Origin of the sequence: Serratia sp. PL17, from assembly GCF_017832355.1 — a bacterium.
GTDB lineage: Bacteria > Pseudomonadota > Gammaproteobacteria > Enterobacterales > Enterobacteriaceae > Serratia.
Window position 1 is genome coordinate 169521 of sequence record NZ_JAFIBY010000010.1, and the last position, 21977, is coordinate 191497.

The 21977-nt window shown below is 53.0% G+C and carries 18 protein-coding genes; 17 read left to right on the plus strand and 1 reads right to left on the minus strand.

Annotation, left to right across the window (positions count from 1 at the left end):
• Nucleotides 1-124: 124 nt before the first annotated feature.
• The 14 genes from ispC (at nucleotide 125) to JOE25_RS24265 (ending at nucleotide 18790) form a co-directional block, all read left to right on the plus strand.
• Nucleotides 125-1321 (plus strand): 1-deoxy-D-xylulose-5-phosphate reductoisomerase, encoded by a 1197-nt coding sequence (gene ispC, locus JOE25_RS24200; RefSeq protein WP_209639868.1) that lies wholly within the window; start codon nucleotides 125-127, stop codon nucleotides 1319-1321.
• Between the two features lie 278 nt (nucleotides 1322-1599).
• Complete coding sequence (ispU, locus tag JOE25_RS24205; protein ID WP_209639871.1) at nucleotides 1600-2358, plus strand: (2E,6E)-farnesyl-diphosphate-specific ditrans,polycis-undecaprenyl-diphosphate synthase; 759 nt, start codon at nucleotides 1600-1602, stop codon at nucleotides 2356-2358.
• Nucleotides 2359-2367: 9 nt separating this feature from the next.
• A complete protein-coding gene (cdsA, locus tag JOE25_RS24210) occupies nucleotides 2368-3216 on the plus strand; it encodes a phosphatidate cytidylyltransferase (RefSeq protein WP_037418841.1) in 849 nt (282 codons plus the stop codon).
• Nucleotides 3217-3244: 28 nt separating this feature from the next.
• On the plus strand, nucleotides 3245-4600 hold the full coding sequence (rseP, locus tag JOE25_RS24215) for a sigma E protease regulator RseP (RefSeq protein ID WP_209639874.1): 1356 nt from the start codon (nucleotides 3245-3247) through the stop codon (nucleotides 4598-4600).
• A gap of 35 nt (nucleotides 4601-4635) precedes the next feature.
• On the plus strand, nucleotides 4636-7041 hold the full coding sequence (gene bamA, locus JOE25_RS24220) for an outer membrane protein assembly factor BamA (protein WP_209639877.1): 2406 nt from the start codon (nucleotides 4636-4638) through the stop codon (nucleotides 7039-7041).
• A 158-nt stretch (nucleotides 7042-7199) separates the two neighbouring features.
• Nucleotides 7200-7697 carry a molecular chaperone Skp gene (skp, locus tag JOE25_RS24225; protein ID WP_037418831.1) on the plus strand — a complete coding sequence of 166 codons (498 nt, stop codon included), beginning with the start codon at nucleotides 7200-7202 and terminating at the stop codon, nucleotides 7695-7697.
• Nucleotides 7698-7700: 3 nt separating this feature from the next.
• Nucleotides 7701-8732, plus strand: a complete 1032-nt coding sequence (gene lpxD, locus JOE25_RS24230) for a UDP-3-O-(3-hydroxymyristoyl)glucosamine N-acyltransferase (protein WP_209639880.1) — start codon at nucleotides 7701-7703, stop codon at nucleotides 8730-8732.
• Nucleotides 8733-8996: 264 nt separating this feature from the next.
• The gene (gene fabZ, locus JOE25_RS24235; protein WP_017893789.1) at nucleotides 8997-9452 is read left to right on the plus strand and encodes a 3-hydroxyacyl-ACP dehydratase FabZ; all 456 of its coding nucleotides are present in this window, start codon (nucleotides 8997-8999) and stop codon (nucleotides 9450-9452) included.
• A 3-nt stretch (nucleotides 9453-9455) separates the two neighbouring features.
• The gene (gene lpxA / locus JOE25_RS24240) at nucleotides 9456-10244 is read left to right on the plus strand and encodes an acyl-ACP--UDP-N-acetylglucosamine O-acyltransferase (RefSeq protein ID WP_209639883.1); all 789 of its coding nucleotides are present in this window, start codon (nucleotides 9456-9458) and stop codon (nucleotides 10242-10244) included.
• 3 nt (nucleotides 10245-10247) lie between these two features.
• Nucleotides 10248-11396 carry a lipid-A-disaccharide synthase gene (gene lpxB, locus JOE25_RS24245; protein WP_209639886.1) on the plus strand — a complete coding sequence of 383 codons (1149 nt, stop codon included), beginning with the start codon at nucleotides 10248-10250 and terminating at the stop codon, nucleotides 11394-11396.
• Nucleotides 11393-11986, plus strand: coding sequence for a ribonuclease HII (gene rnhB / locus JOE25_RS24250; RefSeq protein WP_209639888.1), 594 nt, complete (start codon nucleotides 11393-11395; stop codon nucleotides 11984-11986). Before lpxB ends, rnhB begins: the two co-directional genes overlap by 4 nt.
• An 87-nt stretch (nucleotides 11987-12073) precedes the next feature.
• Nucleotides 12074-15562, plus strand: coding sequence for a DNA polymerase III subunit alpha (gene dnaE, locus JOE25_RS24255; RefSeq protein ID WP_209639891.1), 3489 nt, complete (start codon nucleotides 12074-12076; stop codon nucleotides 15560-15562).
• A 12-nt stretch (nucleotides 15563-15574) separates the two neighbouring features.
• Complete coding sequence (gene accA, locus JOE25_RS24260; RefSeq protein ID WP_037418817.1) at nucleotides 15575-16534, plus strand: acetyl-CoA carboxylase carboxyl transferase subunit alpha; 960 nt, start codon at nucleotides 15575-15577, stop codon at nucleotides 16532-16534.
• 111 nt (nucleotides 16535-16645) lie between these two features.
• A complete protein-coding gene (locus tag JOE25_RS24265) occupies nucleotides 16646-18790 on the plus strand; it encodes a lysine decarboxylase LdcC (protein WP_209639894.1) in 2145 nt (714 codons plus the stop codon).
• On the opposite strand, the gene JOE25_RS24270 is transcribed toward JOE25_RS24265, so the two are convergent.
• Nucleotides 18787-19332, minus strand: coding sequence for a MarR family winged helix-turn-helix transcriptional regulator (locus JOE25_RS24270; protein ID WP_209639897.1), 546 nt, complete (start codon nucleotides 19330-19332; stop codon nucleotides 18787-18789). The genes JOE25_RS24265 and JOE25_RS24270 overlap by 4 nt on opposite strands.
• Before the next feature lie 149 nt (nucleotides 19333-19481).
• Here JOE25_RS24270 and JOE25_RS24275 point away from each other — a divergent pair, with 149 nt between their 5' ends.
• From JOE25_RS24275 to cadC, 3 genes are all read left to right on the plus strand, one after another.
• A complete protein-coding gene (locus JOE25_RS24275; protein ID WP_209639900.1) occupies nucleotides 19482-19715 on the plus strand; it encodes a thioredoxin family protein in 234 nt (77 codons plus the stop codon).
• 123 nt (nucleotides 19716-19838) lie between these two features.
• A complete protein-coding gene (locus tag JOE25_RS24280; RefSeq protein WP_209639903.1) occupies nucleotides 19839-20228 on the plus strand; it encodes a VOC family protein in 390 nt (129 codons plus the stop codon).
• 89 nt (nucleotides 20229-20317) lie between these two features.
• Nucleotides 20318-21856 carry a lysine decarboxylation/transport transcriptional activator CadC gene (gene cadC / locus JOE25_RS24285; protein WP_209639906.1) on the plus strand — a complete coding sequence of 513 codons (1539 nt, stop codon included), beginning with the start codon at nucleotides 20318-20320 and terminating at the stop codon, nucleotides 21854-21856.
• Nucleotides 21857-21977: the final 121 nt, after the last annotated feature.

Below are 21977 nucleotides of genomic sequence, written 5' to 3' on the forward strand. Positions count from 1 at the left end.
CGGCGCTTTGTTTTTTGTGGCGCAGATCCCGTTTCATCGTACTGATTGATCATGGACAAGTGGTGGCCAAGGTTACACACTGGAGCACCTCCGATCTCATCAGACAGTTATTCAGAGTGAGCTCATGAAGCAACTGACTATTCTTGGCTCTACCGGCTCAGTGGGGACAAGTACCCTGGCCGTGGTTAGGGAAAATCCCGACCGTTTCGCGATTAAAGCGCTGGTTGCCGGCCGCAATGTGGCGGTCATGGCGCAACAGTGCATGGAATTTCGTCCAGCCTATGCAGCGATGGCGGATGAAGGCGCTGCACGTGAGCTGCGCATCCTGCTGGCGGAGAACGGCATTGCCACCGAGGTGATGTCAGGTGAACAGGCTGCCTGTGAATTGGCGGCGCTGGACGATGTCGATCAGGTGACGGCGGCCATTGTTGGCGCTGCCGGGCTGCTGCCGACGTTGGCGGCCATTCGTGCTGGCAAACAGGTACTGTTGGCGAATAAAGAGTCGCTTGTGACCTGCGGACGCCTGTTCATGGATGCGGTTCAAAAGAGCCAGACGCAGTTGTTGCCGTTGGATAGCGAGCATAACGCGATTTTTCAGAGTTTGCCTGAGAGCATTCAGCGTCAGTTGGGATACTCTTCATTAGACAGTCATGGTGTTTCGCGCATCGTGCTTACCGGTTCAGGTGGCCCATTCCGTACTACGCCAATGGAACAGTTCGCCACGATGACGCCGGATCAAGCCTGCGCTCACCCTAATTGGTCGATGGGGCGCAAGATTTCGGTAGATTCCGCCACCATGATGAATAAAGGACTGGAATATATTGAGGCCCGTTGGCTGTTTAATGCCTCGGCCGAACAAATGGAAGTGATTCTGCATCCGCAGTCGGTGATCCACTCAATGGTGCGTTACGCTGATGGCAGCGTGCTGGCTCAGTTGGGTACGCCAGATATGCGTACTCCTATCGCCCATGCGATGGCATATCCGCAGCGTATCAGTTCAGGCGTAGAAGCCTTGGATTTCTGTCGTATTGGCTCACTGACCTTTGCTGAACCTGAGCGGGAGCGCTACCCCTGCCTGTATCTGGCTATTGACGCTTTTGATGCTGGTCAGGCAGCAACGACGGCGCTGAATGCCGCTAACGAAGTGGCTGTGGCGGCTTTCCTGCAGGAGCAGATTCGCTTTACCGATATTGCGGCAGTGAACCAAAAAGTGGTCGAACGGCTATCCGTGCAGGAACCGACGTGCATTGATGCGGTCTTAGAAATAGATCGTCAGGCACGTGAGGTTGCCGTTGGATGCGTTAAATCACTGCGGAACTGATACCGGCAATTATCCTATTTTGTTCGCAAATTACGCGTGCCGCAGTGGGGCCGTTTGTTCAGGCCCGGTTGAGGTGGTATAGTCTGCGCCACCTGTCAGCGGTTATACCGTTGAATTATGGCCTGATTGACATCTCGAATGCCGATGGCGCAGCAGATATTCCCTGTTGTTGCTGGGCAGACTGAAAAGCCGTGTCGGGCACACGGCTTTTTTTGCGCGTAAGGGTCTGATGTTCCGGAAGGGCAGTTGTATTTCTATTGAGGAAATAAGTACGAGTTATGTCGTCCGCAAATCAACAAGAGGCTAATCCGTCCACTCTGGGGCCACGACATGTCGCCATTATTATGGACGGCAACGGACGCTGGGCTAAACGTCAGGGTAAGTTACGTGTCTTCGGTCATAAAGCAGGGGTGAAATCGGTTCGGCGTGCTGTCAGCTTTGCCGCCAATAACCATTTAGATGCGCTCACGCTTTATGCCTTCAGCAGCGAGAACTGGAACCGTCCGGTGCAGGAAGTCTCCGCCCTAATGGAGCTTTTTGTCCGTGCCCTGGATAGCGAAGTAAAAAGCCTGCATAAACATAACGTCAGATTGCGGGTGATCGGCGACATCAGCCGTTTCAGTACGCGTTTGCAAGAGCGGATCCATCGCTCTGAGCAACTGACAGAAAATAACGATGGCCTGACGCTCAACATTGCTGCTAACTATGGCGGTCGTTGGGATATTATTCAGGGAGTAAGGGAACTGGCTGAGCAGGTGAAGGATGGTGTACTGCATCCCGATCAAATTAGTGAAGAGTTACTGGGTGAGCGGGTCTGCATGAATGACCTGTCACCGGTGGATCTGGTGATCCGCACTGGTGGTGAACATCGCATCAGTAACTTTTTGCTGTGGCAAATTGCTTATGCTGAACTTTACTTTACTGATGTACTCTGGCCTGATTTTGATGAACTTGTCTTTGAAGGTGCGCTGAATGCATTTGCACAACGCGAGCGTCGCTTCGGGGGAACAACACCTATCGGCGCCAATGCGTCCTAGGGGGAACTTTTGCTGAAGTATCGCCTCATAACTGCTCTGATTTTAATTCCGATTGTTATCGCAGCGCTGTTTTTGCTGCCACCGGTGGGCTTTGCCCTGGTAACGCTCGTTGTGTGCATGTTAGCTGCCTGGGAGTGGGGCCAATTGGCCGGTTTTACTTCCCGCTCGCAGCGCATCTGGTTGGCGATATTGTGCGGCTTCCTGCTGGCGTTAATGATGCTCAGCATTCCGGCTTATCACCAGTCGGTCCATTTGCCTCAGGTTGGTGGGCCGTTATGGCTGTCGCTGGTTTGGTGGCTGGCAGCGCTGTTACTGGTTCTGTTTTATCCCGGTTCAGCAGCACTGTGGCGTAACTCACGCCCGATACGTCTGGTTTTCGGTCTGCTGACCATCGTGCCGTTCTTCTGGGGCATGCTGTCGTTGCGTCAGTTCGGCTATGAACAAAACCACTTCACCGGTGCCTGGTGGCTGCTGTATGTGATGCTGTTGGTGTGGGGCGCGGATTCCGGCGCCTATATGTTCGGCAAGTTGTTTGGCAAGCATAAACTGGCACCGAAAGTTTCCCCGGGGAAAACCTGGGAGGGGCTCATTGGTGGCCTGATCACCTCAGCCCTGATATCCTGGTTGTTTGGCCGTTATGCCCCGCTGAACGTGGTGCCGGCGACCTTACTGATTTGTTCGATAGTGGCTGCGCTGGCCTCTGTGCTGGGTGACCTTACCGAGAGCATGTTCAAACGCGAAGCGGGTATCAAAGACAGTGGTCATTTGATACCGGGTCATGGCGGTATACTGGATCGTATCGATAGCCTGACCGCAGCAGTGCCTGTATTTGCCTGCCTGATGCTGTTAGTGTTTTAATCCGTCAATGACGGGGAGTGAAGGGATTATGGTTAGCGTGCTCTGGAACTTGGTCGCATTTCTGGTTGCGCTCGGTGTGTTAATCACCGTGCACGAGTTCGGGCATTTTTGGGTTGCTCGCCGTTGCGGCGTCCGTGTAGAACGCTTCTCCATTGGTTTTGGCCGTGCTTTGTGGCGTCGTACCGATCGCCAGGGCACGGAGTATGTGATTGCCCTGATCCCGCTGGGCGGTTATGTGAAGATGCTTGATGAGCGCGTTGACTCGGTTGCACCGGAACTTCGCCATCAGGCATTTAACAACAAAACCGTTTGGCAACGTGCCGCTATCGTCAGCGCCGGCCCTATCGCCAATTTCCTGTTCGCTATCCTTGCTTACTGGCTGGTATTCATTATCGGCGTCCCCAGCTTCCGCCCTGTGATCGGTGAAATCTCACCACAATCGATCGCCGCTAACGCTGAAATTTCGCCTGGGATGGAACTTAAGTCTGTAGATGGCATCGAAACGCCTGATTGGGAATCAGTTCGTTTGGCGCTGGTGACAAAGATTGGCGATGCGCAAACGGAAGTTGGCATCGCGCCATTTGGTTCTTCGCGGGTAGTCACTAAAACCCTCGATTTGCGCCAATGGAACTTTGAGCCGGACAAGCAGGATCCCGTCGTTGCACTGGGTATCATTCCACGCGGCCCACAGATAGAATCTGTCCTTGCCGAAGTGCAACCTGATTCGGCTGCACAAAAGGCGGGTTTGCAAGCTGGGGACAGGATCGTTAAAGTCGATGGTCAGCTATTGGGTCGTTGGCAAACGTTGGTTAAACGGATCCACAACGGCCCGGGACAACCGCTGGCTTTAGAGATCGAAAGAAACGGCACCCCCTTGTCTTTGACGCTGATACCGGATACAAAGCCGGTGGGAAAAGACAAAACCGTGGGATTTGCAGGCATCATTCCGAAAGTGTTGCCGCTGCCAGACGAGTATAAAACGATTCGCCAGTATGGACCTTTCCCAGCGCTGTATCAGGCTGGGGACAAGACCTGGCAGCTAATGAGCCTTACGGTCAAAATGCTGGGCAAATTAATAACCGGTGATGTAAAGCTGAACAACCTGAGTGGCCCGATTTCTATTGCACAGGGAGCAGGGGCGTCAGCTGGGGTCGGGTTTGTGTATTATCTGATGTTCCTGGCGTTGATCAGTGTCAACCTGGGTATCATCAACCTGTTCCCATTACCGGTGTTAGATGGTGGGCATCTCCTTTTCCTGGCGATAGAAAAGCTGAAGGGTGGGCCGGTTTCCGAGCGAGTACAGGACTACAGTTACCGCATTGGTTCGATCGTGTTGGTGCTTTTAATGGGTCTTGCACTTTTCAATGATTTTTCTCGTCTTTAGGGGCGAGGATAGGTTAGGAAGAACGCATAACAACGATGGCGATGAAAAAGTTGCTCATAGCGTCGCTGCTGTTTGGCAGCGCCACCGTATACGGTGCAGACGGGTTCGTAGTGAAGGATATTCATTTCGAAGGCCTGCAGCGAGTCGCCGTCGGTGCGGCGTTACTCAACATGCCGGTTCGCGTAGGCGATACCGTCACTGACGATGATATCAGTAATACCATCCGTGCCTTGTTTGCCACTGGCAACTTCGAGGACGTTCGCGTGCTGCGCGATGGTAATACGCTGATTGTTCAGGTTAAGGAACGTCCTACCATTGCCAGCATCACCTTCTCCGGCAACAAGTCGGTGAAAGATGACATGCTCAAGCAAAACCTGGAGGCCTCTGGCGTTCGGGTTGGCGAAGCGCTTGACCGCACCACGATTTCCAGCATTGAAAAAGGGTTGGAAGACTTCTACTACAGCGTCGGTAAATACAGCGCCTCGGTGAAAGCCGTTGTCACGCCGTTGCCGCGTAACCGTGTCGACCTGAAACTGGTGTTCACGGAAGGGGTTTCTGCCAAGATTCAACAAATCAACATTGTCGGTAATCATGCCTTCACCAACGACGAACTGATTTCACGCTTCCAACTGCGTGATGAAGTACCTTGGTGGAACGTGGTCGGCGATCGTAAATACCAGAAACAAAAACTGGCGGGTGACCTTGAAACCCTGCGCAGTTTCTATCTGGATCGCGGCTACGCACGCTTTAATATTGATTCGACTCAGGTCAGCCTGACGCCGGACAAAAAAGGCATTTACATCACCATCAATATCACCGAAGGCGAGCAGTACAAGCTTACCGGCGTGGTAGTGAATGGCAACCTGGCTGGCCACTCGGCAGAAGTTGCCCAGTTGACCAAAATCGAGCCAGGCGAGCTGTACAACGGCAGTAAAGTGACCAAAATGGAAGACAACGTCAAAACGATGTTGGGCCGTTATGGTTATGCCTATCCGCGTGTTTCCACTCAACCTGAAATCAATGACGCGGATAAAACGGTGAAGCTGCACCTGAATATTGATGCAGGCAACCGCTTCTACGTGCGCCGTATCAAGTTCGAAGGTAACGACACCAGTAAAGACGCCGTATTGCGCCGTGAAATGCGCCAGATGGAAGGCGCATGGCTGGGTAATGCTCAAGTTGAACAGGGTAAAGAGCGTCTGAACCGTTTGGGTTACTTTGAAACGGTCGATGTCGAAACCCAGCGCGTTCCAGGTACTGCGGACCAGGTCGACGTCACCTACAAGGTCAAAGAGCGTAACACCGGTACCTTTAACTTCGGCGTCGGTTACGGCACCGAGAGCGGTGTTAGCTTCCAGGCGGGTGTTCAGCAGGACAACTGGCTGGGTACGGGCTATTCCGTCGGTATCAGCGGTACCAAGAACGACTACCAGACCTACACAGAGCTGTCGGTCACCAACCCGTACTTCACCGTTGACGGTGTGAGTTTGGGTGGCCGTATCTTCTACAACGACTTTAAAGCGAATGACGCGGACCTGTCCGACTATACCAACAAGAGTTACGGTATAGACGGTACCCTGGGCTTCCCGATCAACGAAAACAACTCGTTGCGTACCGGCTTGGGTTATGTGCATAACGGTCTGTCGAACATGCAGCCGCAGATTGCCATGTGGCGTTATCTGGACTCAGTGGGCCTGAACCCTAACACCACTGACCGCGCCAGCTATTCTGCCGACGACTTCACGTTGAACCTGGGTTGGACCTACAACAACCTTGACCGTGGCTATTTCCCAACCTCGGGTAACCGCACGACGCTGAATGGTAAAGTCACCATTCCAGGCTCAGATAACGAATACTACAAGTTGACGTTAGACAGCGTGCAGTACGTTCCGATCAATGACGATCGTACCTGGGTGCTGTTGGGGCGTGGCCGTCTGGGGTATGCCGACGGTATTGGCAGCAAAGAAATGCCGTTCTACGAGAACTTCTATGCCGGTGGTTCAAGCACCGTGCGTGGTTTCGGTTCCAACACCATTGGTCCAAAAGCGGCATACTACAACTCCAGCTCGTATAGCTGCAGTAACGGTACCCCGATTTGTAACTCGGACGACGCAGTGGGCGGTAACGCCATGGCGGTCGCCAGTATGGAGCTGATCACGCCAACGCCATTCATCAGTGAGAAATACGCTAACTCTGTGCGTACTTCACTGTTTATGGATGCGGGCACCGTGTGGGATACCAACTGGAAGAATACGACTCAAACTAGCATGTATGATATTCCGGACTACAGTAAAGCGAGCAATATCCGCGTTTCTGCCGGCGTCGCTTTGCAGTGGATGTCACCTTTGGGTCCGTTGGTGTTCTCTTATGCCAACCCGCTCAAGAAATACGAAGGCGACAAGTCCGAACAGTTCCAATTTAACATTGGCAAGACCTGGTAACAGGTCCCGCTTCTGGGCATAGCAGTTATTAAGAATCGCAAATGCCAGGCGCCCGTCAGAGCACAGAGAGATGATTCTCATTGTTTTGCGGGATAAGTCTGGCAGATTGTGTACTTCAGTGTCATATGACACAAATGGGTGATGGTAAGGAGTTTATAGTGAAAAAGTGGTTGTGTGCCGCAGGCCTCGGTTTAGCAATGGCTGCTTCAGCTGGCGTTCAGGCAGCAGATAAGATCGCTGTAGTTAACGTCTCCAGCATTTTCCAACAGTTGCCGGCTCGTGAAGCCGTTGCCAAACAGCTGGAAAACGAGTTCAAAGGCCGTGCGGGTGAGCTTCAGAACATGGAGCGTAGCCTTCAGACCAAAATGCAACGTTTGCAGCGTGATGGCGCGACCATGAAAGCCAGCGATCGTAGCAAGATGGAAAAGGACGTGATGGCACAGCGCGAGCAGTTCTCTCAGAAAGCACAGGCTTTTGAGCAGGACAACCGTCGCCGTCAGATGGAAGAGCGTAACAAAATCCTGAGCCGTATTCAGGACGCTGTGAAATCTGTTGCCAGCAAAGAAGGCTACGACGTAGTCATCGATGCTAACGCTGTTGCCTACGCAGGTTCTTCTAAAGACATCACTGCCGACGTGCTGAAACAGGTTAAATAACACATGCCTTCAATTCGACTGGCTGATTTAGCGCAGCAGTTGGATGCACAATTGCACGGTGATGGCGATCTCGTCATCACCGGCATTGCTTCTATGCATTCGGCACAGGCTGGCCAAATCACGTTTTTGTCAAACAGCCGCTATCAAGAGCAGCTGTCTTCCTGCCAGGCAAGCGCAGTAGTGCTTACCGAAGCGGACTTACCACACTGTCGTTCTGCGGCGCTGGTGGTTAAAAACCCTTATCTGACTTACGCGCGTATGGCGCAGCTGATGGATACGACGCCATCCCCGGCTCAGGATATCGCGCCAAGTGCGGTTATCTCCCCTGACGCCACGCTGGGACAGCATGTTGCCATAGGGGCAAATGCGGTGATCGAGTCTGGTGCAGCACTGGGTGATAACGTGGTTATCGGCCCTGGCTGTTTTATCGGCAAAAGTGCACGCATTGGCGCGGGTACGCGTCTGTGGGCGAACGTTACGATTTATCATGAGGTCGAGATCGGCCAGCGCTGCTTGATCCAGTCCGGTACTGTGATTGGTGCTGACGGTTTTGGCTATGCCAACGAACGCGGCGAGTGGATCAAGATCCCTCAACTGGGCACGGTGATTATTGGCGATCGCGTCGAAATTGGCGCTTGCACCACGATTGACCGCGGCGCGTTGGATAACACCCAGATTGGGAATGGTGTTATCATCGACAACCAATGTCAGATTGCACATAACGTTGTGATTGGCGAGAATACCGCCGTCGCCGGTGGTGTGATTATGGCAGGCAGCCTGAAAATCGGGCGCTATTGCCAGATCGGGGGAGCCAGCGTGATCAACGGTCACATGGAGATCGCCGACAAAGTTGTTGTCACCGGAATGGGAATGGTTATGCGACCAATCACCGAACCTGGGGTATACTCTTCGGGCATTCCGTTACAACCCAACAAAGTGTGGCGTAAAACCGCTGCGTTGGTGATGAATATCGATGAGATTAGCAAGCGCTTAAAAGCTGTCGAACGAAAAGTCGGAAAAGACGATACCCGATAAATTGTACGCTGCATTGCGGCGGCAACTGAGCAAACCCTTGGCACATAGCTAATGGGTAAGTGAAGGCAGCTAACAAAATGCAGTTTGCACGATGTAGGGTATAATCACTGCCGCCCGCCACACTGGGTACAAAACGAAACGCGTTGGTCATGAGACCAAAAGCGCAAAGAGTTGTTAATTTGCGGCCTGCATGATGATCTCCTTTTGGGGTCAGCGCAGGCCGTGTTGTTGATGCCATCAGTTTTTAGAGACAGGAAGAGTATTTTGACTACTGACACTCATACTCTGGATATTGCAGAAATTTTAGAGCTGCTTCCTCACCGTTACCCGTTCTTGCTGGTCGATCGCGTCCTCGAGTTTGAGGAGCACAAATTCCTGCGTGCGGTGAAGAACGTATCTGTAAATGAGCCGTTTTTCCAGGGACACTTCCCTGGTAAACCGATTTTTCCAGGCGTATTGATTCTGGAAGCCATGGCGCAAGCCACCGGTATCTTGGCGTTTAAAAGCGTCGGCAAACTGGAACCGGGCGAATTGTATTACTTTGCCGGTATTGACGAAGCCCGCTTCAAACGTCCGGTAGTGCCAGGCGATCAGATGATCATGGAAGTCACCTTTGAGAAAACCCGCCGTGGCTTGACGCGTTTCAAAGGCGTGGCGACGGTAGACGGCAAAATTGTCTGCGAAGCAACCATGATGTGTGCCCGCAGCCGGGAGGCATAATCCGTGATTGACGAAACCGCCTTTATCCACCCTAGCGCAATAGTTGAAGACGGCGCCATTATTGGCGCTGGCGCGCATATCGGTCCCTTCTGCTACGTCGGCTCCCAGGTGGAAATCGGCGCTGGCACGGTACTGAAGTCCCACGTTGTGGTGAACGGCATTACCAAGATTGGCCGTGATAATCAGATCTATCAGTTCGCCTCCATCGGTGAAGTGAACCAGGATCTGAAGTATGCGGGTGAACCAACACGCGTTGAAGTTGGCGACCGTAATCGCATCCGCGAAAGCGTCACCATCCATCGCGGCACTGCGCAGGGCTCAGGCCTGACCAAAGTGGGCAGCGATAACCTGTTGATGGTTAACGTGCACGTTGCACACGACTGCGTAGTCGGCAATTCTTGCGTGCTGGCCAACAACGCCACGCTTGCGGGCCATGTTGAAGTTGACGACCATGCCATTATCGGTGGCATGACGGCGATTCATCAGTTCTGCATTATTGGCGCACACGTGATGGTTGGCGGCTGCTCCGGGGTTGCTCAGGACGTGCCTCCTTTCGTCATCGCACAAGGTAACCACGCGACACCATTCGGCGTTAACGCCGTTGGCCTGAAGCGTCGTGGTTTTGATAAGGATGAAATGCAGGCGATCCGTAATGCCTACAAGATCCTTTATCGCAGTGAAAAAACGCTGGATGAGGCGAAGACAGAAATCGAAGCCCTGGCTAAAGAACAGCCAGTGGTGCAGCAATACCTCGATTTCTTTACCCGTTCAACCCGCGGTATCATTCGCTGACCTATGCTAAATCGCCCATTGACTATCGGATTGGTCGCCGGAGAAACTTCCGGTGATATTCTTGGCGCCGGTTTGATTCGTGCGCTCAAGGCGCAGATTCCTGACGCGCGTTTTGTTGGCGTCGCGGGCCCGCTGATGCAGGCGGAGGGCTGCGAAACCTGGTACGAAATGGAAGAGCTGGCGGTAATGGGCGTGGTGGAAGTGCTCGAACGCTTGCCACGCCTGTTAAAGATCCGCAAGGATCTTACCCGCCGGTTCAGCGACCTGAAGCCGGACGTGTTTGTCGGCATTGATGCGCCGGACTTCAATATCACGTTGGAAGGCCGCCTGAAACAGCGGGGCATCCGCACCATTCACTATGTCAGCCCGTCCGTTTGGGCCTGGCGTCAGAAGCGCGTTTTCAAAATTGGCAAAGCCACCGATCTGGTGCTGGCGTTTCTCCCTTTCGAAAAAGCGTTTTACGATCGTTTTAACGTTCCTTGCCGTTTTATTGGCCACACGATGGCCGACGCCATGCCTCTTCAACCGGACAAACTGACTGCGCGTGCAGCTTTGGGTATCGCGCCTGACGCACGTTGCCTTGCTTTGCTTCCGGGGAGCCGCGGCGCAGAAGTCGAGATGCTGAGTGCCGACTTCCTGAAGACGGCGCAGTTACTGCGTACGCGTTATCCCGATCTGGAATTGGTCGTGCCCTTGGTGAATGCCAAGCGGCGTGAGCAGTTCGAGCGTATCAAGGCTGAAGTGGCACCAGAGCTGAGGGTTCATCTGCTGAATGGTCAGGGTCGTGAAGCGATGATCGCCAGCGATGCGGCATTACTGGCCTCGGGTACTGCGGCGCTGGAATGCATGTTGGCTAAATGTCCGATGGTGGTGGGCTACCGCATGAAGCCATTTACCTTCTGGTTGGCGCAGCGGTTGGTGAAAACCCCCTATGTTTCACTGCCTAATTTATTAGCGGGCCGTGAGATCGTCACTGAACTGTTACAGCATGATTGCGTGCCGGAAAAACTGGCAGCGGCGGTGATGCCTCTGTTGGAAGACAGCCCGCAAACCGATGAACTGAAACAGACGTTCCTTACTTTGCACCACAGCATCCGTTGCGGTGCTGACGAACAGGCCGCTCAGGCTGTGTTGGAGCTGGCAAAAGCATGATTGAACCTTTCATTTATCCTGCCGCGACATTGATTGCCGGTGTGGATGAGGTCGGCCGAGGCCCCTTGGTCGGGGCGGTTGTAACTGCCGCAGTGATTCTCGATCCTACCCGACCGATCCTGGGTTTGGCGGACTCGAAAAAACTCAGTGAAAAGCGCCGATTGGCGTTATATGACGAGATTATTGAGAAGGCACTGTCCTGGAGTCTGGGACGCGCCGAGCCGGATGAGATTGACGAACTTAACATTCTGCATGCCACGATGTTGGCGATGCAGCGTGCTGTTGCCGGATTGCATATCGTGCCGGACATGGTATTGATTGATGGCAACCGTTGTCCGTCATTGCCGATGCGTTCGCAGGCGGTAGTTAAGGGCGATAGCCGTGTCGCGGAAATCAGCGCGGCATCCATTCTGGCGAAAGTAACGCGTGACCACGAAATGACCGAACTGGATCGGGTATTCCCGGACTACGGTTTTGCGCAGCATAAAGGTTATCCGACCGCCTTCCATCTGGAGCGGCTGGCCGCGCTGGGTGCGACCGAGCATCATCGCCGCAGCTTTGCCCCGGTAAGAAGGGCGCTGGAGCTGTAATCTGCAGGCCCGGTAATTCGGGCCAAGCACGCGATAGAGTTAACCCGGGTATCAGTTCACTGAGCCCATAGATTCAGGTATCTGGATATGGCCGAACCTCGTTTTATTCACCTGCGCGTTCATAGTGACTATTCCATGATTGATGGATTAGCCAAGATTGGGCCGTTGGTGAAAAGAGCCGCCGCGTTAGCCATGCCTGCTTTGGCAATTACTGACTTTACTAACCTGTGTGGCCTGGTGAAGTTTTATGGCAGTGCGCACGGTGCCGGGATCAAACCGATCATCGGCGCAGATTTTCACGTGCAAAGCGACGTGCTGGGCGATGAACTTGCGCAGCTCACGGTGCTGGCTGCCAATAATGACGGTTACCAAAATCTGACGCTGTTGATCTCCCGTGCTTATCAGCGCGGTTACGGTGCTGCTGGCCCGATTATTGATCGTGACTGGCTGATTGAGCACCGTGAAGGGCTTATTCTGCTCTCTGGCGCGCGTCAGGGCGACGTCGGTAAGTTTTTACTGCGTGGCAACCAGCCGCAGGTAGAGCAATGCCTGGAGTTCTACCAGCAGTACTTCCCTGACAGCTATTATCTCGAGTTGATCCGCACCGGACGGCCAGACGAAGAAAACTATTTGCATGCCGCGGTGGCGCTGGCTACCGAGCGTGGGCTACCGGTGGTGGCCACTAACGACGTGCGTTTTCTGGTTGCGGATGACTTTGATGCCCACGAAATCCGCGTTGCCATCCATGACGGCTTTACTTTAGACGATCCCAAACGCCCACGTAACTATACGCCGCAGCAATACATGCGGAGTGAAGACGAGATGTGTGAGCTGTTTGCCGACATCCCGGAAGCGTTGCTCAATAGCGTCGAAATTGCCAAACGCTGCAATGTGACCATTCGTCTTGGTGAATACTTCCTGCCGCAGTTCCCGACTGGTGAAATGACCACCGAAGATTTCCTGATCCTTAAGTCGAAGGAAGGCTTGGAAGACCGTTTGGAGTTCCTGTTCCCCGATCCGGAAGTGCGCGCTCAGCGCCGCCCTGAATATGACGAACGTCTGGATGTTGAGCTGAAAGTGATCAACCAGATGGGCTTCCCAGGTTACTTCCTGATCGTCATGGAGTTCATCCAGTGGTCGAAAGACAATAATGTGCCGGTTGGCCCGGGCCGTGGCTCTGGTGCCGGCTCGTTAGTGGCCTATGCGCTGAAAATCACCGATCTCGACCCGTTAGAATTTGATCTGCTATTTGAACGTTTCCTTAACCCGGAACGTGTTTCGATGCCCGACTTCGACGTCGACTTTTGCATGGAAAAACGCGATCTGGTGATTGATCACGTGGCGGAAATGTACGGCCGTGAAGCGGTATCACAGATCATCACCTTTGGTACCATGGCGGCGAAAGCCGTTATTCGCGACGTGGGACGCGTGTTAGGCCACCCTTATGGCTTCGTCGATCGCATCTCCAAACTGGTGCCACCCGATCCGGGAATGACGCTGGAAAAGGCCTTTGCTGCCGAGCCGCAGTTGCCGGAAATCTACGAGGCCGATGAAGAAGTCAAAGCGCTGATCGACATGGCGCGTAAGTTGGAAGGGGTGACACGTAACGCCGGTAAACACGCCGGTGGTGTGGTCATCGCGCCGACGAAAATCACTGACTTTGCCCCGCTGTATTGCGATGCCGAAGGTCAGCACCCGGTAACCCAGTTTGACAAGAACGACGTGGAATACGCCGGTCTGGTGAAGTTCGACTTCCTCGGCTTGCGTACTCTGACGATCATCGACTGGGCGCTGGCGATGATCAACGCTCGCCGAGCCAAAACCGGGTTGGAGCCGATCGATATCGCCGCCATTCCGTTAGAGGACAAGAAAAGCTTCGACATGCTGCAGCGTTCGGAGACCACCGCGGTCTTCCAGCTTGAATCTCGCGGCATGAAAGATCTGATCAAACGCCTGAAGCCCGACTGCTTCGAAGATATGATCGCACTGGTGGCGCTGTTCCGCCCAGGGCCGCTGCAATCAGGCATGGTTGATAACTTTATCGACCGTAAACACGGCCGTGAAGAAATATCCTACCCGGATATCCAGTGGCAACATGAGTCGCTTAAGCCTGTGTTGGAGCCGACGTACGGCATCATCCTGTATCAAGAACAGGTTATGCAGATTGCCCAGGTGCTGGCCGGTTATTCGCTGGGCGGCGCGGACATGTTGCGCCGTGCGATGGGTAAAAAGAACCCGGTAGAAATGGCCAAGCAGCGCGGCGGTTTCGAGGATGGAGCAAAATCGCGTGGTATCGACGGTGAGCTGTCGGTAAAAATCTTTGACCTGGTGGAAAAATTTGCCGGTTACGGTTTCAACAAATCACACTCCGCCGCCTATGCTTTGGTGTCATACCAAACGTTGTGGCTGAAGGCGCACTACCCAGCTGAGTTTATGGCGGCGGTAATGACTGCCGATATGGACAACACCGATAAAGTGGTGGGATTGGTGGATGAGTGCTGGCGCATGGGCCTGAAAATCCTGCCGCCGGATATCAACAGCGGGCAGTACCATTTCCACGTAAACGATGAGGGTGAGATCGTTTACGGCATCGGCGCCATCAAAGGTGTGGGTGAAGGGCCGATTGAAGCTATTCTTGAAGCACGTAACAGCGGCGAACAAGGCTACTTTAAAGACCTCTTCGATTTATGTGCACGCTCAGACATCAAAAAACTGAACCGTCGCATTCTTGAAAAGCTGATCATGTCCGGGGCATTCGACCGTCTTGGACCGCACCGTGCCGCGCTGATGAATTCATTGGGCGATGCGTTGAAAGCGGCCGATCAGCATGCCAAAGCCGAAGCTATCGGTCAGGTGGATATGTTTGGCGTATTGGCGGAAGCGCCAGAGCAAGTGGAGCAATCCTACGCTAACGTGCCCCGCTGGCAGGAGCAGGTGGTGCTGGACGGTGAACGGGAAACGTTGGGTTTGTACCTCACGGGTCACCCCATCACCCAGTACCTGAAGGAAATCGAACGCTACGCCGGTGGCCAGCGTTTGAAAGATATGCACCCGACGGATCGGGGCAAAATGACGACCGCTGTTGGGCTGGTGATTGCCTCGCGGGTTATGGTCACCAAGCGCGGTAATCGCATCGGAATTTGTACCCTGGATGACCGTTCTGGCCGTCTGGAAGTCATGTTATTCACCGATGCGTTAGAAAAATACCAGCATTTATTGGAAAAAGACCGTATCCTGATCGCCAGTGGACAGGTTAGCTTTGATGACTTTAGCGGTGGGCTTAAAATGACCGCCCGTGAGCTAATGGACATCAGTGAAGCCCGTGAAAAATACGCTCGCGGGCTTGCTATCTCGCTGACGGACAGGCAAATTGATGACCAGCTTTTGAACCGTCTCCGTCAGTCTTTGGAACCCCATCGCTCGGGGACGATTCCAGTGCATCTTTACTATCAACGGGAAGATGCGCGGGCCAAGCTGCGTTTTGGCGCAACCTGGCGCGTGACGCCAACCGACCGCTTATTGATTGATTTGCGGACTTTGGTAGGTAATGAGCAGGTGGAACTGGAATTTGACTAAAATAGGAATGCTATGAGTCTGAATTTTCTTGATTTTGAACAGCCGATTGCAGAGCTGGAAGCGAAAATTGACTCGCTGACTGCAGTCAGCCGTCAAGACGAAAAATTAGATATTAATCTGGACGAAGAGGTTCAGCGCCTTCGTGAAAAGAGCGTTGAGCTGACGCGCAAGATTTTTTCCGATCTTGGGGCTTGGCAAGTTGCCCAATTGGCACGCCACCCGCGCCGTCCTTATACCCTGGATTATATCAAACACATCTTTACCGACTTCGAAGAGTTGGCGGGCGATCGTGCCTATGCCGATGATAAAGCGATTGTAGGTGGTATTGCGCGCTTAGATGGTCGCCCGGTGATGATCATCGGTCACCAGAAAGGCCGTGAAACCAAAGAGAAAATCCGTCGCAACTTCGGTATGCCGGCACCAGAAGGTTACCGCAAAGCATTACGCCTGATGGAAATGGCCTCTCGCTTTAAGCTGCCGTTGATCACTTTCATCGACACCCCAGGTGCATACCCGGGCGTGGGCGCGGAAGAGCGCGGCCAATCGGAAGCCATTGCCCATAACCTGCGTGAAATGTCCCGCCTGAACATTCCGGTGATCTGCACCGTAATTGGCGAAGGCGGCTCTGGCGGCGCATTGGCTATCGGCGTTGGTGACAAAGTGAATATGCTGCAGTACAGCACCTATTCGGTGATTTCACCGGAAGGCTGTGCATCAATCCTGTGGAAGAGCGCTGATAAAGCCCCTCTGGCTGCAGAAGCGATGGGCATCACCGCACCACGCCTGAAAGAGCTGAAACTGATTGATTCGGTGATCCCGGAGCCGTTGGGTTCTGCCCACCGCGACGTGCCTGCGATGGCTGCGACGCTGAAAGCGCAGCTGTTGGCTGATCTGAAAGATCTCGATGGTTTGAACAACGAAGAGTTGCTCAACCGCCGTTATCAGCGCCTGATGAACTACGGCTATTGCTGAGTTCAGTCATGCGTTGCAAGAAACCGCCTTCGGGCGGTTTTTTTTTGGCTACACACCGCTGGATTTTCATGTTGTTATAGGGGTTTGGCGGTTAACTGACAGGAGCAGCCGATGAACATCATCGCGATCATGAGCCCAGCGGGCGTTTATTATAAAGATGAGCCGATCCGCGAGCTCCACACCGCACTGACTGCAATGGATTTCCAACTGGTGTATCCAAAAAACAGCGGTGACCTGTTGAAGTTAGTCGAGGCAAATGCGCGTATCTGCGGGGTGATCTTTGACTGGGATGACTACAGCCTGGAGTTGTGCAGCGACATCAACGAGCTGAACGAATATCTGCCACTGTATGCCTTTATCAATACCCATTCCACTTTCGACGTTAGCCTGCACGAAATGCGTATGGCTTTGTATTTCTTTGAGTACGGGCTGAATGCGGCGGATGATATTGCACAACGCATCCAGCAATATACGGCCGAATACATTGATACCATTACGCCGCCCTTGACCAAAGCGCTGTTCAATTATGTACGAGAGGGGAAATATACCTTCTGTACGCCAGGCCATATGGCCGGTACGGCCTTCCAGAAAAGCCCGGTAGGTTGCCTGTTTTACGACTTTTTCGGTGCCAATACCCTGAAAGCCGACGTATCGATTTCTGTCACTGAACTGGGATCGTTGCTGGATCACACGGGCCCGCACCTAGAGGCTGAAGAGTATATTGCACGTACTTTTAATGCCGAACAAAGCTATCTGGTGACCAACGGCACCTCAACGGCCAATAAAATTGTCGGGATGTATTCTGCGCCAAGTGGCAGCACCGTCTTGATCGACCGGAATTGCCATAAATCGCTGTGCCATCTGTTGATGATGAGCGATATCGTGCCGATTTACCTGCGCCCACTGCGTAATGCCTATGGCATTCTTGGCGGCATTCCACGCCACGAATTCACCCATGAGAGCATTGCCGTTAGGGTCGCGACGACAGCCAATGCGAGTTGGCCAGTGCATGCGGTGATCACCAACTCTACCTATGATGGTTTGTTGTACAACACCGACTACATCAAACAGACGCTGGACGTGCCCTCAATCCACTTTGACTCTGCCTGGGTGCCTTACACCAACTTCCATCCGATTTATGACGGCAAAAGCGGCATGAGTGGCGAACGTACCCCCGGTAAGGTGATATACGAAACCCAATCTACGCACAAACTGCTGGCGGCGTTTTCGCAGGCTTCGATGATCCACATTAAGGGCGACTACGATGAAAGCACCTTTAACGAAGCCTATATGATGCATACCACCACGTCACCGAATTACGGCATTGTGGCGTCGATGGAAACGGCTGCGGCGATGCTGAGAGGCAATCCAGGCCGTCGTTTGATTAACCGTTCGGTGGAGAGAGCGCTGCATTTTCGCCGCGAAGTGCAGCGGCTACGGGAAGAAAGCGATAGCTGGTTCTTCGACATCTGGCAACCGGAAGTGATCGACGAGGCGCAGTGTTGGCCGCTCAATCCGGATGATAACTGGCACGGTTTCGGCAACACCGACAGCGATCACATGTATCTCGATCCGATCAAAGTCACGATTCTGACGCCGGGCATGAACGAGCTTGGCAAGTTGGAGGAGGACGGCATACCGGCGGCTCTGGTGGCAAAATACCTGGACGAACGCGGTATCGTAGTGGAGAAAACCGGGCCTTATAACCTGTTGTTCCTGTTCAGCATCGGCATCGATAAAACCAAGGCGATGAGCTTGTTGCGCGGCCTGACCGACTTCAAGCGCGCTTATGATCTCAATCTGCGGGTGAAGAACATGCTGCCGGACTTGTTCGCGGAAGATCCGGATTTTTACCGCAATATGCGTATTCAGGATCTGGCCGCCGGGATCCACCGCTTGATTTGCCAACACGATCTGCCACGTTTGATGCAGCGGGCGTTCGACGTTCTGCCGGAAATGAAATTGACGCCACATCAGATGTTCCAACAGCAAGTACGTGGCAACGTGGAAACCTGCGAACTGGATCAGTTGGTCGGCAAAGTGGCGGCCAATATGATTCTGCCTTACCCGCCTGGGGTGCCGCTGGTGATGCCAGGAGAGATGATCACCGAGGAGAGCCGTGCAGTGCTCGATTTCTTGCTGATGCTGTGCTCAATCGGCGAACATTATCCGGGTTTTGAAACCGATATCCACGGTGCAAAACTGGCTGAAGACGGGCGTTATTGGGTGAAGGTGCTGAAGACGCCGTTGGTCTAAGCAAACTCCCGACAGATCAGGTTCACGCTGCTTTGCGGCAGCGGTTCCTGTGTCAGGCCACAAAACGGCAGGCCGTCATGCCGTTGATGATAACGGCAGCTGTGGCACTCGCCAAAGAGCGCCACATTATCGTCTTGTTTCTGCAATTGACGCAGCAACTGCGTGAGCAGTTCCAGCAACTGCCCACCTTCCTGTTGCATGGCATCCTGTGCATTTTGCAAATAGGCGGGTGGGAACAAACTCTCCATCAACATGCGTGATTTGTCTGTCAGCTTAAGCCTGACGCTCCGCCGGTCTTTCTCGTCGGCAGTACGGGCGATCATCCCGTTACTCTCCAGCTTTTTCAGCGACTGCGATACCGTGCCCTTGGTCAGGCCAAGATATTCCGCCACCGCCATCGGTGTGTTGGAGTAATGGTTACAGCGTGCCAGGTAGTACAACGCACTGAGCTGTACCGGCGGCAGGCTTTCCAGTTCTTCGTGGTTGCGCAGCCAGCTGCGCTGCAGGCTATTTAGCCTTTCCAGTAAATCAAACAGTCTCAATGTAGGATCCTCGTGAGCAGACTAAAATAGTATCGATTAAAAACTATATTGACAAGCGGTGGCGATGGTTTTATCGTGCATATGGTTTCGATTCGAAACTAAATGAGGTGCTATTTCACCTACAACAGTCAGAACCAAGGAGAATTATCATGACTAAAGCCGTTTTTTATCACGCCGGTTGTTCGGTTTGCGTCAGTGCAGAGCAGCAGTTATTGGGTCTATTGAGCCCAAATGTGCAGGTGGATGTGGTGCACCTGGGCGAAAAGCCAGCGCGCATCTCTGAAGCGGAAAAAGCAGGGGTGCAGAGCGTTCCTGCACTGGTGGTGGATGGACAGGTGTTGCACATCAACTACGGTGCGGCGTTGGCAGATCTTAAAGCCTGATCTGCACATTGCGTTGCTGATGTATGAATGACAGCCCCGTCTTATGCTGCGGGGCTTTTTGCCGTTGACGTCACCAACGGTGCCAGATACCGTGCCTCATCAAACAGACAATGAGACATCACTATGTTGGCGATACGTCAGGTACATCACATCGCAGTTATCGGATCAAACTATGAGGCCAGTAAGCATTTCTACTGCGATATTCTTGGTTTTACCCTGTTGGACGAGTTTTACCGCGCGGAGCGTGATTCCTGGAAAGCGGATTTGGCGCTGAATGGGCAATACAGCATCGAACTGTTTTCCTTCCCGTCACCGCCGGCTCGGGTCAGCCGCCCAGAGGCCTGTGGTCTGCGCCATCTTGCATTCAGCGTCGATGACATCGAACAGGCGATCCGGCATTTGCAAAATGCCGGGGTGGTTTGTGAACCGGTGCGTGTCGATCCCTATACTCTGTCACGTTTCACTTTTTTCAGCGATCCTGATGGGCTGCCTCTAGAATTATATGAGCTATGAATGCTTAATCGGGGCGTATCGACGCAGGACGCGCCCTCATATGTTATTATCCCGCGCTTGCCGTACGCCCCTTTTGAGTTATTTTCACTATGCAAGAACCCGTTTTTCGCGTTGGTGAGTGGTTGGTTACTCCCGCAGACAATAAAATAAGCCGCGATGGACGCCAACTGGCGTTAGAACCGCGGTTAATCGATATGCTGCAATATTTCGCCCGGCACCCGGATGTGGTGTTAAGCCGCGATGAGCTGATCGATAACGTTTGGAAGCGCAATATCGTCACCAACCACGTGGTGACGCAGAGTATTTCCGAACTGCGTAAATACCTCAAAGACGGCGACAGCAACAGCCCGGAATACATTATAACCGTGCCCAAGCGCGGTTATAAATTGGCTGCGCCAGTCATGTGGTGTGAAGGGGAAGGTGCAGCGTTACCGCGGGTGGCGGTAATTACCCACGAGCCGGAAGATGGCAGCGAAGATGACGGTGAAGACTATGAACCGCCAAAACCCACCGTGACAAAAACGCCACTGACGAAATCGAAGATACCTTTTTACCGTCAATCACCGTTCTGGGTGTGGCTGGCTTTCCTGGCGGCGTTGAGTGCCTGCGTGGTGTTTGTCGCCATTGCCACCTTGTCGCAGCGTATACCGGAATCCACCATGCCGGTATTAATGAATCCGCGCGATATTGATATCCGTATTCAGGGTGGCAACAGTTGCAGCAACTGGACGCCGCAGCTTTCTTATGTCGTCGGCTTAAGCGAAGTGGTGACAGATTCGCTGAATACTTATTCCACGTTCCTGGTGCACGATCAGACCAACTACAACTACACCGGGCCAAGCAGTTCGGGCAAATCGCTGACCATTGAGTTCGTTAATCAACGCCATTATCGCGCGCAACAGTGCTTCCTGTCGGTACGGCTGGTGGACAACGCGGACAGCTCGATCATGTTGGATAAACGCTACTTTGTTACTGCGGATAACCAACTAAAAATTCAGGAAGACTTCCTTAGCAGCCTGTCGGTTGCACTCAATCAGCCGTGGCCACCCCAGTTGCAGCAGCGTCTTATGCGGCTCTTACCGAACTCCGGACCGGCCTTGCAGCAGTATTATCAGGCGCATCAATTGTTGATCCAGGGGGATATCGACTCTCTGACGCATGCCAGCAGCATGCTCGGTGAGATGGTAAAAACTTCACCAGACTTTATTTATCTTTCTGCGGAAAAAGCGCTGGCGGATTTACTGCGCAATTCTTATCAACCCTTCGACAGCGCGCAGTTGGCACAATTGAGCACGGAGATGGCTCGCCTGGACACGTTGCCTGCATTAAAAGACAGCCCCATTATTCAGCAAATTCATACGATACGGGCTTTGGGAGAGGGAAAAACGGATGAGGCTTATCAGGCGATAAATAAAGGCATTGAATTGCAGATGTCATGGATGAATTATGTGTTGCTCGGCAAAGTTTACGAAATGCAGGGGTATAACCGTTTGGCTGCAGACTCCTATATCACTGCATTTAATCTTCGCCCAGGAGAGAATACGCTGCATTGGATCCGTAATGCTGTCTTCCATACCTCAGTGAACACCGTGGTTCCTTACCTGGAAAACTACAACCCCAATAAATAATGCCTGCTGATTAACACCGCCCAAACGCATTGTCTGATGGGCGGTGTTATTTATTGTTTTTCATTTGTTAAATTAAATAAATACCTTGGTTGGAAATTTACGCCATAAAACCCCGGTTTGT